Annotated in this window: 13 protein-coding genes and 1 riboswitch; of the genes, 1 reads left to right on the top strand and 12 read right to left on the bottom strand. The window is 28.0% G+C overall.

From position 1 onward, the window contains the following. Position 1 precedes the first annotated feature (1 nt). From GXK56_RS19205 to GXK56_RS19165, 10 genes are all read right to left on the bottom strand, one after another. Entirely contained in the window at positions 2-1,627 is a 1,626-nt protein-coding gene (locus GXK56_RS19205; RefSeq protein ID WP_160690392.1) for a DUF6138 family protein, read from the bottom strand. Between the two features lie 65 nt (positions 1,628-1,692). Next, positions 1,693-2,238 (bottom strand): hypothetical protein, encoded by a 546-nt coding sequence (locus GXK56_RS19200; protein WP_160690391.1) that lies wholly within the window; start codon positions 2,236-2,238, stop codon positions 1,693-1,695. A gap of 1,002 nt (positions 2,239-3,240) precedes the next feature. Continuing rightward, positions 3,241-4,308, bottom strand: coding sequence for a galactose ABC transporter substrate-binding protein (locus GXK56_RS19195; protein WP_160690390.1), 1,068 nt, complete (start codon positions 4,306-4,308; stop codon positions 3,241-3,243). Between the two features lie 124 nt (positions 4,309-4,432). Further along, positions 4,433-6,178, bottom strand: a complete 1,746-nt coding sequence (locus tag GXK56_RS19190; protein ID WP_160690389.1) for a hypothetical protein — start codon at positions 6,176-6,178, stop codon at positions 4,433-4,435. A gap of 411 nt (positions 6,179-6,589) precedes the next feature. Then, the gene (locus tag GXK56_RS19185; RefSeq protein WP_160690388.1) at positions 6,590-6,745 is read right to left on the bottom strand and encodes a hypothetical protein; all 156 of its coding nucleotides are present in this window, start codon (positions 6,743-6,745) and stop codon (positions 6,590-6,592) included. Between the two features lie 608 nt (positions 6,746-7,353). Then, on the bottom strand, positions 7,354-7,758 hold the full coding sequence (locus GXK56_RS19180) for a hemerythrin family protein (protein WP_160690387.1): 405 nt from the start codon (positions 7,756-7,758) through the stop codon (positions 7,354-7,356). A gap of 449 nt (positions 7,759-8,207) precedes the next feature. Continuing rightward, positions 8,208-8,336 carry a hypothetical protein gene (locus GXK56_RS28600; RefSeq protein ID WP_279283163.1) on the bottom strand — a complete coding sequence of 43 codons (129 nt, stop codon included), beginning with the start codon at positions 8,334-8,336 and terminating at the stop codon, positions 8,208-8,210. Positions 8,337-8,449: 113 nt separating this feature from the next. Next, on the bottom strand, positions 8,450-9,844 hold the full coding sequence (locus GXK56_RS19175) for an FAD-dependent protein (protein WP_160690386.1): 1,395 nt from the start codon (positions 9,842-9,844) through the stop codon (positions 8,450-8,452). Between the two features lie 26 nt (positions 9,845-9,870). Then, a riboswitch (purine riboswitch) is annotated at positions 9,871-9,975 on the bottom strand. Positions 9,976-10,199: 224 nt separating this feature from the next. After that, positions 10,200-11,447, bottom strand: a complete 1,248-nt coding sequence (locus tag GXK56_RS19170) for a S8 family peptidase (protein WP_160690384.1) — start codon at positions 11,445-11,447, stop codon at positions 10,200-10,202. 226 nt (positions 11,448-11,673) lie between these two features. Then, on the bottom strand, positions 11,674-11,868 hold the full coding sequence (locus GXK56_RS19165) for a hypothetical protein (RefSeq protein ID WP_160690382.1): 195 nt from the start codon (positions 11,866-11,868) through the stop codon (positions 11,674-11,676). A 204-nt stretch (positions 11,869-12,072) separates the two neighbouring features. Between GXK56_RS19165 and GXK56_RS19160 the strand changes: the two genes are divergently transcribed. Then, the gene (locus tag GXK56_RS19160; RefSeq protein WP_160690380.1) at positions 12,073-12,390 is read left to right on the top strand and encodes a Uma2 family endonuclease; all 318 of its coding nucleotides are present in this window, start codon (positions 12,073-12,075) and stop codon (positions 12,388-12,390) included. 236 nt (positions 12,391-12,626) lie between these two features. On the opposite strand, the gene GXK56_RS19155 is transcribed toward GXK56_RS19160, so the two are convergent. After that, positions 12,627-15,323 (bottom strand): alpha-L-rhamnosidase, encoded by a 2,697-nt coding sequence (locus GXK56_RS19155; RefSeq protein WP_160690378.1) that lies wholly within the window; start codon positions 15,321-15,323, stop codon positions 12,627-12,629. 196 nt (positions 15,324-15,519) lie between these two features. Next, positions 15,520-16,893 (bottom strand): MFS transporter, encoded by a 1,374-nt coding sequence (locus GXK56_RS19150; protein WP_160690376.1) that lies wholly within the window; start codon positions 16,891-16,893, stop codon positions 15,520-15,522. Between the last annotated feature and the right edge of the window lie 22 nt (positions 16,894-16,915).

Below are 16,915 nucleotides of genomic sequence, written 5' to 3'. Positions count from 1 at the left end.
TTTATCTTTCTCCTTTTTTACAAAGCTCAATAATCCTTTCATAATACTTCTTCATATCTGTTTTCTTTTTTAGTTTATTTGATAACTTATCAATTCCGCCCCATATAAAGAAAATAACATGTTCAATTTCATACGATTTTAAAACTTCAAGTTCTTTTATTAAAAATTCTAAATTTTCACAAGTTTCAATAGCTTCTAATTTTTTAAAAGGTTTTTTATCATAGCATGCAAGTAAACATTTTATGAGCACTGGAATAGTTTCAGCATTAACTCCATACTTTTCTATAAAAGCTTCTGCAAAATGATTTTGAACTGATTGATGCTCGTTATCAACCTTGTCCATATAGTCTATTATCAAGTTATAATAATCTTTACTTAATAAACCCAAGCCAAATGCTCCATAAGTTCCAGGTCTGCAGCATTTTTCTGCCTCAGCATCTGAATACCATTCATAATCCTTAATTATTGCACACCTAACATATTTCTCTATTTTAGGATAAAGCTTTGGATAAATTAAGGCATTAGCAAAAAATACTTGAGTTTTTGATTTACCAATTTTCTTTATTGGAAGTAAATTTTTATTTTTTGATTTTAAAATTATTTTATAACTTGCTGGAAAATCTTTTTGCAGTAAATTGATTATTAAATCTAATGATTTTGAATAACTTGACTCTATTTCATTTTTTATTGTAATACTTATTTCTGCAAAAGCATCATTAGCCGTGAATTTTAAATCGTCATCTTCATACATAATATCTTCCTTGGTAAATTTCCCTGTTCCAATTTTTATAATATTAACTGCATTCTTATTTCCCAATTCTTTTGCTTTTTGTAAAAATTTCAAAGCAGTATCTCTACAATACGCAGGTTCATATTTTAATATTAGAATTGCTGCATAAATTAGCAATTCACTCTTTTCAACACCATATATTGATTCTTCTCTAAAAAAATTATTCTCAATCCATTGTTCAAGAGAATAAATTATATGTTGCCTGTTACTCTCCAACGTATTTGCATTTTTAGCATTTAGCTCAAGTATTTTATTAAATATTTTAATGACATACTCTGCTTCTATTTGATTAAATAGCTTAGGATCCAATATGTATCTGCATAGAAAAAATATATCCTTTTCTTTAGTTGGATAAACTCCCTTTACTATTTTATCTTCAATATATTTTTCAATTTTATTTGCTAAAGCTTTCTTTTTTTCATTATTAATATACTCTAAAACTGTTAATTCTATCTTTCCTTCCTGTATTCGAAAAGTTCCTTTTATTATGTATTTATAATCAAATCTTTTATCAGCTTTTAAAGTTTCCATTTTATTTTTCATTTTTTCTTGTAAAACTGGCATTACTTCATTGACTAGCTGATCTTTTGTGATTAATTTTACTGCTTCATTCCCTAGATACTTTACATCTGCACGAGAATAACTTAATTCATCTAAAAATATTTCAATTCTTCCCATGTTATAATCAAATTCAACCGAATCATAAATACCAACTCTTAAATCACTTTTCTTAAAAGCTCCTTCCATATCCATAGGTGCTATAGTCTTTCCTAAACTTTCAAACAGCAACTCAAAAGCTTTTAAAATATCATCACTTATAATTTGTCCTATATCCATTGCACTTCCTCCAATATAAACAATAACCATATCATATATTTCTTCTGATTATATATTAGGCATTTCTACATAGTTTCATAATCAATCCAGGTTTCATCTATAAAACCACAATTTGTACACCTTGTGCTTATTGTAATCCAGCTAAAAGCATTTACCCAGTCCTCTTCACTAAACTCTGTATCTTCACAATTTTCTAAGAAATCTTCTTTGCCTTCAGATGATATGGCTACTGATACTTCATGGTGCTCGTCATTACATTTTGGGCATTTCCATAATTTTTTTAATTTTTCCATTGGAAAATCTTCATATCCCTCAAATCCAGATTCGTCACCACAAACGAATCCATTCCAACCATGAAGATTATCATCAAATATTAAATGTACTTGCCCACATTCTTTACATTTGCATTCTATTGCTAAATAAAAAACGCCTTCATATTCACATAATGTAATAATTTCGTTCTCATATGCTCCAAGGTAACTTAAAGAAAATTCTTTGTTTCCGCATGTACAAGCAATATCTCCTGCCACAAAAAATTCATCATTCTTGTCTCCTTTAGGAATTAATATATTTTTAAGATGTGTCGGTATTGGTAAAATGCTTTTTTTCATTATTTATTCACTCCAATCTTCCAATGTTTTTATAATTCTCTATTATATCTTGCAAATTCTTTTTCAATTAATTCATCAATAGACTTGTATAAGAATCTCATCACTTATAGCAAAATTACAGAGTTTAGTTCTAAGCAAAGTTAACAATTGATCCACTTACTTGCTCCTATTATACATGAGATAACTTAAATTTGTAATTAATGTTATATGCATACATTTTTAGATAATTAACACCATTGTATCAAACATTAGTTCTTATTTCTAGTTATATTTTATTTAGTTCCTACAATTTAAAATTATAATTAATTCTCATAAAATCAGTTTCAGTTTGTGTTTATAAACCATTTGATAACACTTGTAGTTCTTGTTATTGCATAGACATGAAGCAGTATCTAATAGTTATGTTATCAATTTAAATAACAATTTATTTTTATGTTTAATTTAAGGAAGTGGACATACTTAGACGAGAAATTGAAGATGATAAAATCACTTCTAATATCATCAATTTTAATCAAGTTTATAAAAAAATATCTTCAAGAATATTAGAATGTTTTCGAAGAGAGCCTTTAATATCTGAAGATATATCACAATTTGAAGATTATTTTTAGTAATATGCTTATGTAAAATGTCTAATTCATTGCTGAATTCAAAAGTTCCTGTGCCCCACAAATACACCTAGAAATATAATTTACAATTTTCTATTATTAATTATATTATGCAATCCTATGTCTAACAATATTCCAAATATGCTAAAAATGTTATTTATACAACATTTTTTACTTATTTGTAAATTAAGTAATAGAGGGGATTTTAAATGGTTTCATAGTTTCCTCAATCTTATCCTTATATTTTTCAATTTTCCAATAAGGCATATTTATGTTTTCCATTTTTTTATCTACGTTATCATTCAAATATATAATTTACGTAAGTTAAAAAGCTGAAATTTTCTTCACTTAAAAACTTCAGCTTTTTATATATAAATATTTATTAAATTTCTTTTTGCTATTTTACTTCTACTTTACTAACGTATGTGTCATAGGGAAATGGGATAATAATCTGCCCATCAACTATTTGATAATTTGTATTTTCTATAGGATCTAAATTATTAACTAAATTAACTCCAATGGTATACAGCAATTCACTTTGAACCTTTGGATCTTGAATAACAGTCCCTGCCATAATACCTTTATCAATTAAATCCTTTGCTTCCTGTAGTCCATCAATGCCTACAACAGCTATATTTTTAAACTCATCGCCCTTATTATATCCATATTTTTGCAGAGCTTCAATAGCACCTATTGCCATAGCATCATTATTTGAAATTATAGCATCTATATTTCCACCGTATCTGAGTAATACATTATCAATAGAAGTTTTGGCCAACTCCCTATCCCAACTTGCATTTACTATAGCAAGGTCTTGAGTTTTTATTCCTGCATTATTAATCGTTGATATAACATATTTAGTTCTATCAACTACCTGAGGATCATTATTAGGTCCTTGTAATAAAACATATTCTAATATATCATTGTTATTTTTATCTAAAGCTTTTTTATTTCTATTCCATAAATCAACAATAATATTCCCTTGTGCAATACCTGCCCTCCTAGAATCTGGAGTTACAAATGCTACTTTATTATAGATTTTAGAGACTTTTGATACTATTTCCGTTGGAATATTCATTAATATTAATGCTTTATTCCTTTGACTAACTTTATCAATCACAAATCTTACAGCATCTTCTGTTCTATCTGGTAAATATAATATATATAAATCATAGTCGCTTTGTAATGCTTTATCTAACACTTCAGTATTTATAGCTATATTATTTTGAGGATTTAGAAAAGTATATTTCACATTATTTTCATTAATATTTTCTATCTCTTTTAAGCTTTCTATTACTTCCTTAGTGTAAGGATCCTCTGGTGTAAAAAATATTACTGCCACATTAATTATTTTACGATTATTATAATATGAATTAGAAGTTCTTTTAACTTGTATTGTGCTTCCTAATGCAAAAATAGCTAATGTAATCAAAAATAATGAAATTATTTTTCTTAATATATTCATTGCAGCTCCTCCAAATATATATAAATTTTAAATATATATCTAATGTTAGATTGCATCTAAATATAAAAATTATTCTTAAATAATAAAATTAAAATACACTTTATTAATTTTTTTGTATAACAACCTATGTTCTATTATTCAATTTGTACTTTTTAAAAAACACTGTTTTAGGAACTTTCCCAAATAATTGATTAAGTGATGATATTAATGAATTATCTGTATATTTATATGCTGGGTTTACTCCATTTTTATCGAAAATTTCGTTTAATCCCTCTGCTATTATGTCATCTAATTTAGTTTCAATTTCATTTAAATCATCAATAATAATAATATTTTTTCCTCTTGCAAATGCTAAAGCACCTGAAACTATATCCATATCTGAGGCCTCATCAAGAATTACATAATCAAAAATACAATTATTATTAATTGTATTTATAAAGAATTCCCTCTCTGAAGTTAAAATAGGATAATTTATTTTTTTATTTAATGTTTCCTCTTCTCCTTCTATTTCAGCCATGTTTATTTCTTTACTATTCTTTAAATATTCATATATAGCACTTTTTAATACTTCTATTGATTTTTCTTTAAATTCTTCTATTTCCATGTTAGTTTTATTCTTGTCTAAATTATTCTGTAGTGATTTTATTTCTATATCTATTTCATCAATTTTTAAATTATTATAAGCTTCACTTAATACTTTTTCTAATATTTCTGGTTTAATATTATAAAAACTAAAATCTACAATATTATATTTAAATATAAACATTATTTTTCTGAAAAAGTTTATATGTCCATGCTTTTCAATAATTGAACTATATTCCTCTTTAAAAGCTAAAAGTTTCTCAGTACTAAAATTCAAAACATTAGGAGGTATTTTAACTTCATTTGATTCAACTGCTTCTTTAAGTTCAATATTCTCAGAAATCAAATTTGATTTTTGAATTTCTAAACTTTCAATTTTATTTTGATCTTCCAATTTTTTAACTAACCAATTTTCAAGACTTAATAAATCAGACTTTTTCATAGCTAGCTTTTCATTTTCATACTTATAACTATTGTTTCTAAGCCACTGTTCACAATAATTTCTTAAATTATTTGTTTCATCTTCTTCTAAATAATTAACAATAAAATCAATATCTGATTTTTTAAGTAATTCTAAATATTTTAAGGCAGAAAAATTATCTTTAACAACTATTACTACATTTTTTCCATACAACACAGCAGTTGCAGCTATATTTAATATAACTTCTGCTCTATCCGCTATTGATGAACTTTCTATAATATTTATTTTACTATTAAGAGCTTTTTCTACTGCTTCCTTTTGATTTAAATTAAACCCAAAAGGATATATTGCAAAATCTAAATCTTCTCCTACTTCAATTGATTTAGGATTTAAATAATTTACAAGTGCACTATTAGGATTTAAGATAGAAATGTTTTCAAATGCTTTACTTTTATCATCATAACCCTTGTATAAATCAAGCTGCCTTGAAATTTCTTTAAAATACGTAAAATTATTTTCTACAACAGGCTCCTCTAGACCATTATCTATAATAACTAATTTGTCTCTTGAGTATAACTTATTGCTTCCATCTTTGAAAACAACTCTTATTTTATCAAACTCCTCAAATATTATAGCCCTTAAAAGGTTTGTCATTTCCTCTTTATTTTCATATATCACAACATTCCTCAGTTCAATAGGCTCACATTTTGTACTCCACTTAACTTGGCTTTTATCATAAATTATACTTTCACCATTACTTAATTTTACTTGAATTTTATCTTCTTCATCTTCTGTTTGCCAACAGTCTACTACTTCCTCTGTTTTATCTTCATCGTTTATAAAAATCATACAATTTTCAATATTCAAAATAATTACCCCTTATGTTCTATTCTATACGTCTAATTTATTTATTAATATCCCTTCAATCATCATTTTTAAATCTTAATCCTGTTGAAAATATGATTTCAAAGCTAAGGCTTACTCTGTATATTTTAACTCTATATTAAAATGTTGTAAATTATAGCTTAAAGCTATCTTATATTTCTTTTATGAACATGTAATAGTTATTGACTGCCAATCATCATAATCTAATTATCTTGTTCTTATTTTTTACTCCTAATACAATTTATTTTATATATTTTTGAGTAAAAAGAATAGTGTGAGATTATATAATTAAATCAAAAAAGAACCTAGAAAAGCCTATACACTTTTCTAAGTTCTATGATTTATTAAATGCTTTTAATTTAATAATTATCATTATAAAAACTTTTATTTGTTTTATCTTAAATATCCCTCTTTTGTTACTTCTTTATCACATAGCTTTTCATTGGTTTGATTGTATTCAATATTACAACCTTCTGTCATTGACGGAATGCAAATTACAAATCCAGTTCTCTCTTTAGCTATATTATTTTTACAATTCAAACAATCCATAACACCCAGACCTTTCTAAAAAAGATTATGATAATTATTATAAAAGCAAATAAATCTTATCAACTATTAAGGTAAAATTGATAAAAAATTAGGCTAGGAAATATCAATTTAACTCCTAGCCATTTTTATAATGTATTATAATATTTTTTTCAATACTTGTAACTACAATATCGCCTTGTAATGGTTGATACAGTATCATGTACTGTCCATACTCTTAGTATCTACATAATAATCATTTTTCTCTTATTTTATACTCTAATTTAACAGTTGAAAGATAATTATTGTAACCTCTAATACAACAATAGCATATTATGGAGTATTTACAACCATATTTCATAACAATAATTCAGACAAAATACACCATATTTCACATATAAAAAATAAAAAAAGAAGGATAATAAAGACTTTACTCTCTATTATCCTTAATGGGTATATAGATAAAATACTGGGATTCACATATATTTTATCCCTAGCCGCTAATTTGACATAATTCTGTCACAATTTGCACTTATAATTAAAACATAAAGTAGTTAAAGCATTATTATTTTCTCCCAAATAATAATTAAAGCCAGTATTTAGAATGGTCTGTTACACCCTAGCAGGCTGTTCTATTTTTTGTTTTTTATATATTCTGCTAAATCCTTATCTAATTTACTTATATGATTTTTAACCCAATCAGTTATTTTATTTTGAACATTTAAAGCTAATATTATAGATTCACCTGTTCTATCAAATGCCAATCTAAGTTGTTTAAGTTCATTTTTAAAATATTCATGTTGACTAATTTGATCTTTACTCCTAGGATATCCATATTTCTTTTGAATCTCTTCTTCATAATTAAAATGCTTAATCACATATTCCTCAAGAAAATTTAATGCATTTCCAATTTCTTCTTTTCCTTTCCCATCTCTCATAGCAGATAGGAACTTATCCAGATATTTAAACAGTTCTTTATGTTGAGAATCTATATCTTCTATTCCTGTTAGCAAGCTGTCATCCCATTTTAAACTCATATTATCAACCACCTTTTGAAAATATAACTGTTTAAAGGAAGCCTAAGTTATGAGATCTTAGACTTCTTTTTGATGCTTACGCATCCCTCTCATAATACCAATAATTATACCCATTTATATTTTATCAAATTACTACACTGCTATCATCTATTTTTATTCTTTATCTTTCAACAAAAAGTATTAGCTTTCTATCTGTTTATATAGATTTCCTAAAGAATTTTTATCTAAAATTTGTATTGAAGATATTATTATAACCTTTTCTGTAAAACGATTTATTTTGATAAATATTTACAGATATTTTATAATTTACTTATACAATTATTATTTAAAATTTCACTAATTAACCCTATTTATTATATCCTATATATTCAGAATGACTCAGTCCCTTAAGAGTCATTCTTTTTTTACAAACTTTTACTCACATCTATGAGTTTCTTCTCTAATAATTCTTAATCTATTCTGTAGCTTGGAATTAATAACGATTCCATATCTGATTCATAAGACTCAATTGTCTCATTTCTATAATTTCTTAATTTCACTTCATAAATAAATTCGTATAAAATATCTTTTATAAGCAAAAACAGCACCTCCCTTAATTATAAAAATTAAAGAAAGTGCTGTATATAGATGACATCATTAAAACACTTTTATATATACATTTTCGCCTTCAAGAACAGTAGTATGAGTACTTCTAAAGTTTTCTTCCCATCATTACTCCCATAGCTGATGCCATCATTAAACCTCTTGTCCATCCGCTTGAATCCCCTAAGCAATGCAGGCCTTTTATATTTGTTTCAAAGTTTTGATCTAAATCTATTCTATTACTATAGAATTTAATTTCTGGTCCATATAATAATGTTTCTCTACTTGCAAACCCTGGAACTACTGTATCCATAGCTTGGATAAAGTTTAAAATATTTGTCATTGTTCTATAAGGCATAGCAGATGTTAAATCGCCTGCCACTGCATCTGGCAATGTATGTTTGACATTTGATTGGCTCAATTCCTTTTCCCATGTTCTCTTTCCGTCTAGGATATCACCATATCTTTGAACTAATATCTTCCCATTACCAAGCATATTAACAAGTTCTGCAACCTTTTTGCCATATTCAATAGGTTCATTAAAAGGTGCTGAAAAATTATGAGAACTTAAAATTGCTAAGTTAGTATTATCTGATTTTTTATCTTTATACGAATGTCCATTAACTATTGCTAAATTATTATCATAATTTTCTTGGCTTACAAATCCTCCTGGATTTTGGCAGAAAGTTCTAACCTTGTCCTTAAATGGTGCTGGATGTCCTATAAGCTTTGACTCATAAAGTACATTATTTACACTTTCCATTACTTCGTTTCTAAGCTCTACTCTAACCCCAATATCAACAGTTCCTGCACTGTGATTAATATTGTGTTCTACACACATATCCTTTAACCAATCAGCACCTTTTCTACCTGTTGCAACAATTACTTTATCTGAAAGTACTTCTTCTTCCTCCATTTTAGTTAAGGAATCTGATATTAATACACCATATACTTGTTTATCTGCTATTAAAAGATTTTTAACAGTTGTATCAAATTTGATTTCAACTCCACTTTCTAATAAATGACTTTGAATTTTTAAATATATTTCTTGAGCCTTTTCAGTTCCTAAATGTCTAATTGGACAATCTACTAATTTTAAAGAACCTTGAATGGCTTTTCTTCTTATTTCTTTAACTGCTTCATTGTTTCCTATACCTTCAACCTTAGTATCTGCACCAAAGTCTAAATAAATTGAATCTGTATAATCTATGTATTCTTGTACTAAATTAGCGCCTGCTAGTTCAGGTAAATCTCCACCGACTTCATAACTTAATGATAACTTTCCATCTGAAAATGCACCAGCACCAGAAAAGCCTGTAGTTATATGGCAGTAAGGCTTACAAGATACACATTTTTTAGTTTTGTCTTTAGGGCAATGCCTCTTATCAATGCTTTTCCCTGACTCAATTAAAAGGATTTTAGCCTCTGGCTTTTGCTTCTTTAATTCATAAGCAGTAAATATTCCTGCTGGACCAGCACCCACTATTATTACATCATAATTCATTATTATCTCTCCTTGATATTCATTATAATTTATTAGCAGACACTTATAGTCCTATAGCAATTTACGGTAGCTTGGTAGAAACATTCAATCCTTATTATTGAATTTATATAAGTGAATATTATTAAGTTTTTATTATAAATAATTCTGTTTACAAGGTAATTTTAGCTTAATTTTTATTATAAATCAAGAAAAAACTAATATTTTTTATATTTTTCTTCAAAAAACACGAACATTCTTATTTTTAACAATTATCATTATAAATTTTTACATAATATTACTTACTTAAATTTAATTTATAAACTCAAAGAAGCATTTCCTTATTTAAAAGAAAATGCTTCTTTATTTTAAAACTAATTTAATTATTCTCCATTGTTTTTACTTTCTTAACTGCCTCGTATGCATTTACAAGTCCATAACCAGTTGCTTGATCCTTGCCTTTATACATAATATCTGTAGCTGTACTATTTAATACCTGCTCCAATTGGGCTGGGGTTAAATCTGGCTTTTCTGCTTTTAACATAGCTGCTATTCCAGATACCACTGGTGCTGCCATGCTTGTACCATCCCAAGCTTCATAACCTCCTGGAACTGTGCTTAATATTTTAACTCCAGGTGCTGCTGCTTTTACTGAATTACCATAATCAGAAAAAGATGCTTTTTTATAATTGTAATTCATAGCTGCAACTGTATAGCCTCCATCACCAGCTGGACTAAAGTTATCACTATTTTCGTTGTCATTTCCAGATGCAGTAACTACAAATACTCCCTTGCTCTTAGCGTATTCTATTGCTTCTCCAAGTAAATCAATCTTATATCTAGCTCCAAGGCTTAAATTAATTATATCTGCTCCACTATCTACTGCATATAAAATACCTTTAACTATACTGGTTGTATCTCCCTCTCCATCTGCATTTAATACCTTTATCGGCAAAATCTTTACATCTAGATTCCCAGTTACACCAGCTAGACCTATAGAATTATTAGCTTCTGCTGCAATAATTCCAGATACATGAGTTCCATGACCATCATAATCCATTACATTACGATTATTTCCTACAAAGTTATATCCTTCATCAAATAAAACCTTATTTCTTAAATCCGGATGAGTGTAATCTACACCTGTATCTAAAACAGCTACTTTAATTTCTCTTTTTTGATTAACTAAAGACCAGGCTTTATCTGATTTAGTATAAGGGATATACCATTGATATTTATATCCAGGATCATTTACTGTTACATTATTATTTTTCTCTACATCTTTTAAAGCGAAATCATTATTAACAGTTGTTCTATCAATTGGTTTAATGATTTGAACGTTTTTAGGTGGTTCCTTTTCTTTATTTTCTATATCCTTTATTTGATTCATAAGATCATCATGACTAACATTTCCTATAACTATTACATACCCTCCATTATAGTTTCTGCCAATGCCTATTTGACGAAAGAATCCTCTTATGTTATTGCTTAATGATATTTTTTCTAAACTGTCTGCTTTTACACTATAATTATTGTGAAAATAATTTCCCATATATGAATTTATAAGGTCAAAACTTAATGCAAATATCATTACAAAACCAATTACACTTACAAAAAATTTTTTCATACTTAACTCCTCCTTTTTATTAAACACTTATAATATTGAATTTTTCAATTATTTATTCAGTGTTTGAAAAATCTAATGCTCAATATAAATATAAAATATTTGTTATATTGGTAATGTACCTTATAATTATGAATATTTTATGTAGATTCATAATTACTCTCTTTATGCAAAAATAGCCATGTAACTGAAGAATTGCTCGTCCTCCTTTTACATGACTACCATTGGATTATCTATTATTTAATGCACTTCTTATTCTGACATACTCATCTTCACTTATTTCTCCACGAGCAAATCTTTCATTTATTATATTTAAAGAATTATCTACAACTCTGCACGGCTGTAACTGTAATTTACCTGCTTGTCTTTCTTTATAAATAAAATATACAGAGCCTGCAATTAAAATTATTGGTAGAATCATCATATTAAACACCTCCATCTTTAGTATATTCTTATTATACCTGTGAATTTTTTCAGTTTTGTGTCAAAAGCTTATTTATTTACATTTTTTTATTGAATAAAGATTAAATCTATTGTAAAGACTTTAAAAACCTGGATTTTTTCAGTATTATTATATTAAGTAAAATTTAATTATAGTTATATAAATGTCCTAAAAGGAGGTAACATTATGTTAATAGATCCGATAAAGACTTATAATTATAAAGATTATTTGTCCTATGATGAAGGCTGCACTGATGCTCCTGACATGATTGTTGAAGTTGTATCTCCTAATAATCCTAGCACTGATTATGTTAAGAAATTAAATTTATATGAAAATTACAAGGTAAAAGAATACTGGATTGTTAATCCAATAAAAAAGAATATATATGTTTACACTTTAGCAGATAGTGGATATGATTCTCCTATGTACTATACTTTTAATGATAAAGTAAAAGTTAATATTTACGAAAATCTTCAGATAGATTTTTCTACCTTTGATTTATAAATTTCATATAAAAGCTTGTTTATATTTTAAGTAAAAATAAACATAGTGAACAAAAAACTTCTTGTTCACTATGTTATATATTTTTCTGACTTAATGAATTTCTGATTAACCTCTTAACTGTTTTAATTCAGAATTTATTTTATATGTGAAAAGTTTTTTATTGTGGCATAGCCACTTTTTTTATTGGTGAATAGTTCTTTATTGTGGCATAGCCACTTTTTTTATTGGTGCATATTTTATAGATGTTCATATGAAAAACTATATGTGCCTGAACCTATTTCAAAAGAAAGATTATCACCTAAAACTTTAAAGCGGAAATCAGTATCCACGTAAGTTTCAGCAAGACCATTAGTTAAATCAATCTGCAATGTTTTTTCATTAAAAGTTTCTATAATATATTTCTTTATTTTTTCAATATTTTTAACCTTAGGAAGTGTAATAACTGAAGTTGTATTGTGAGGAATTACTACATCTATATTTATCTTATCCTCTACTACTTCCCAGCTAACTGATATTTTACCATACATAGTTTCTAAATCAGCCTTAGTATAACTTAATTTCTCCGATAACTTTGGAGCTATTTTTGATTTTTTATACCCTGCTTCAACCATATCAATACCACCAATATTTTGGTACATCCATGCACCTACTGAACCATAAGAATAATGGTTGAAAGAATTCATACCTATATCCCAGAAGGAACCATCAACTTTAATACTATCCCAATGCTCCCACATGGTTGTAGCCCCTCTTTCCACCTGATATAACCAAGATGGATAATCTGTATTAAATAGCAGCTTATAAGCAACTTCTTCATATCCATTATCAGATAGAACGTGGCAAATATAAGGAGTTCCTAAAAATCCTGTATCTAAGTGCATATTCTTCTTCTCTATTAATTCTACTAATTTTTTAGCAACCTTTTCTTTATATTTTTCTGGTACTAAATCAAAATATAAAGATATTACTTGAGCAGTTTGAGTTTCACTTGTTAAGTTACCTGCTTCATCAAAAAATCTATTAATATAAGCTTCTTTTATTGAAGTATATAACTCGCTATATAATTTGTAATCATCAAATTTTCCTAATACTTTTGCTATCTTTGCAAAGATCCCTGTAGAATAAGCATAATATGCAGTTGAAACTAAGTATCCATCGGTTGCTCCAAAAAATCCCCCCTCTTTATTGTCTAAAGCAAGCCAATCTGCAAGCTGAAGGCCAGTATCCCAAAGATATTCATTGTCACCTTGATTTCTAATATAATTAATCCAATTTTTCATACTGTCATATTGCTGTATTAATATACTTTCATCTCCATAACATTGATAAATTGTCCAAGGACATATAACTGCTGCATCTCCCCAACCAGCAGTAGTTAATCCCATTCCATCAGCGAAAGTCCCCTTTAAAATGTCAGGAACTACAAAAGGCACTGCACCATCTGACATTTGATTACAAGAAAGATCCTTTAACCACTTACTAAAAAAAGGTGCTGCATTCATATTAAAGCAGGCAGTTCTTGCAAAGATTTGTGCATCTCCTGTCCACCCTAAACGTTCATCTCTTTGAGGGCAATCTGTTGGAACATCAATAAAATTTCCCTTTTGTCCCCATAAAATATTATGTTGAAGTTGATTAATATTTTTATCTGAAGTTTCAAAACTTCCTATAGGCTCCATGTCGGAATGAAGTACAACCCCTGTAAAATCAGAAAGCTTTATATCTTTTGAAAATCCTTCAAGTTTAACATAACGGAAGCCTTGAAAAGTAAAATGAGGTTCATATATTTCTTCCCCATTTCCATTGCAGATATAAGTGACTTTTTGAGCTGCATCCCTAATATTATCCCTATAGAAGTTTCCAGCCTTATCTAAAACCTCACCATGAACTAAAGTTACTTTTTGCCCTTTTTCTCCCTTAATCTTAAAGCGTACAAAACCAGCCATATTCTGTCCCATATCTAATACAAGCTCTCCCTTTGGAGTTTTAAATATTGATAATGGTTCTATTTCTTCTTGTATTCTAATTGGTTCATTTTCTTGAGCAATTAAATGTGTTTTTGGATATGGTACAATTACTAAATTACTGTTTATAGCAGCTTCCTCTTTTTGACTTGCATCATATATTTCCCCATTATATATGTCAGACATTAATATGTTACACTTTTCTTCCTTCCAAGATTCATCTGAAGCTATAACTTCACTTGTTCCATCTTCATAATAAATATGCATTTGAAGTAATAAAGCATTTTTACTTCCATAAATGTCTTTTCTCTTAGTCCATCCAAGATATCCACTGTACCAGCCTTCTCCAATTGTTGCCTTAAGTTTATTATCCTCAGCTTTAATTAAATGGGAAACCTCATAAGTCTGATATTGAATACGATAATTATAGTCTGTCCAACCTGGTGTTAGATAATCTTCTCCAACTCTTTTTCCATTTATATAAAGTTCATATACACCTAAACTTGTCACATAAACTACAGCTTTCTTAACCTTTTTATTTATGGAAAAGTTCTTAAAGCAGCTAAAAGGAACTCTAGCTTTAAACTCTTCATTTATTTTTTGTTCTTTTACAGAAATCCACTCAGCTTTCCATTCTGAAGCATTAATCAAGCCCATTTCCCAAAAAGAAGTATGACTCCAATCAGATTCTTCTTCCTTGCTAATCCATACCTTAACTCGATAAAAATAACGCTTTTTACTTTCAAGAGGTGCTCCTTCATAAGGAATATGAATTGATTTTTCAGAGAAGGTATGCATGTTCCATACAATATTATTAAATTCTTCGTCTGTTGCAACTTGTATTTGAAATTGCTGCTGTTTAACATTTCTCTTATCAGAAATAATCTGCCAGCTCAATCTTGGATTTACTCTATCTATTCCTGTTGGATTTTCTAAATATTCACATTTTAAGTTTCTTACAAATAGCATACTAAAACTCCTCTCAGCTATCTATGTATATTTCAATTAAAAATGTATTATTATACTCAATGCTATTTAAACAAAGATTATTAATAATAAATATGCAAATTTAATTGAATTCTATATATTTTTTAAATGTATAATTAGGCATAAGTTAAAATAACTTAATGCCTAATTAAAGTTCAAACCATTATAATTTATGTTACTATTTATTTCTTTCCTTTAATTCTGCAATAATTTTAGGATATATTTTATCTAAATCGTAGAAATAAAGTAATACTGCAGTTAGTACTGATGCAGCAATTGGTGCATATGCAAAGGAAACCTTCATTGCCATAATTGCTGAAGCACTTTGAGTAGCTTGTCCTCCAATATATCCACCAAGACCTAATATTGCTCCAAGTACTGCTCCGCCTAATCCTGTACCTACTTTTGCAGCAAAACCTTCTGCTGCAAAAGTTAAGCCTTCAATACGAATTCCATGTTTCCATTGACCATATTCTACTGTATCCCCAAGCATTGCAAAAGCTGAAACTAAGAATCCTGCTGAGCCTAACCCTTTAATAACTAGTCCTACTATGATCATTGTAATATTTGTTGGAGCTAATGCCATAGGTATTGAACCAACTATAGTTAATATTATTCCACCTAAAGCAGTGTTTCTTTTCCCAAACTTAGTAAGAACAGGTCCTGCTAAAAATGATCCTGCAATTATAGGTAAAAAAGATGCTGTTCCAATTACTCCAACTAAATTTGGATTTCCAAGTACATATTGAGCATAATAAACATTTACTCCACCAAGCCCTGCTGATATAAATATGATTACAATACTAGCTACAATAATTGCCCAATATTTATTTCTAAATAATGTTTTTAATCCATCTTTTAAAGAGAAATCAGCATTTTCTACTGGTGCTGCTACTCTTTCTTTTGTATTCTTAAAACACATAAAATATAATACCGCTGATGCTATTCCATATACAACTGCAAGAAGAAGCCATCCTCTTTTTCCATCGCCAAAAGTCTTTACTAAAGGCATTGTAATTATACTAAGTATTAATGCACCTAAAAAACCAAACATACTTCTATAAGAACTTAATTGTGATCTTACATTTGAATCTTGACTTATTAAAGCACTCAAAACGTTATATGGAGTTGCTGTTCCTGTAAACATAAGCATTCCAAAAATATATGTAATAAATGCATAAACAATTTTACCGTTACTGCTTAAATCTGGTGCCGTAAACATTAGTATTAATGAAACTGCATAAGGTATAGCTAGCCATAAAAGCCAAGGGCGAGCCTTTCCAAGCTTAGTTTTTGTCTTATCAACAATTGCCCCCATTGCTAAATCAGCAACTCCATCAAGAATTCTTCCTGCAAGTAAAATAAATCCAACTGTTGCTACTGCAATTCCTGCAATATCTGTATAGAAAAAACTTATAAAGGTATTTGCAGTAGTCAATAAAAGATTCCCTGCTAAATTTCCAAATCCATAAGATACTTTTTCGCCAAAACCAACTTTATTATTTTCACTGTTAGCTGAAATATTAACATTTGCCTTTGAATTTATATCCATATTTCTCCTCCTACTTAACTTA

The sequence above is a fragment of the Clostridium sp. C2-6-12 genome (assembly GCF_009928485.1).
Lineage (GTDB): Bacteria > Bacillota > Clostridia > Clostridiales > Clostridiaceae > Clostridium.
The sequence above is the reverse complement of the archived record's forward strand: the minus strand, read 5'-3'. Positions and strand labels throughout refer to the sequence as shown.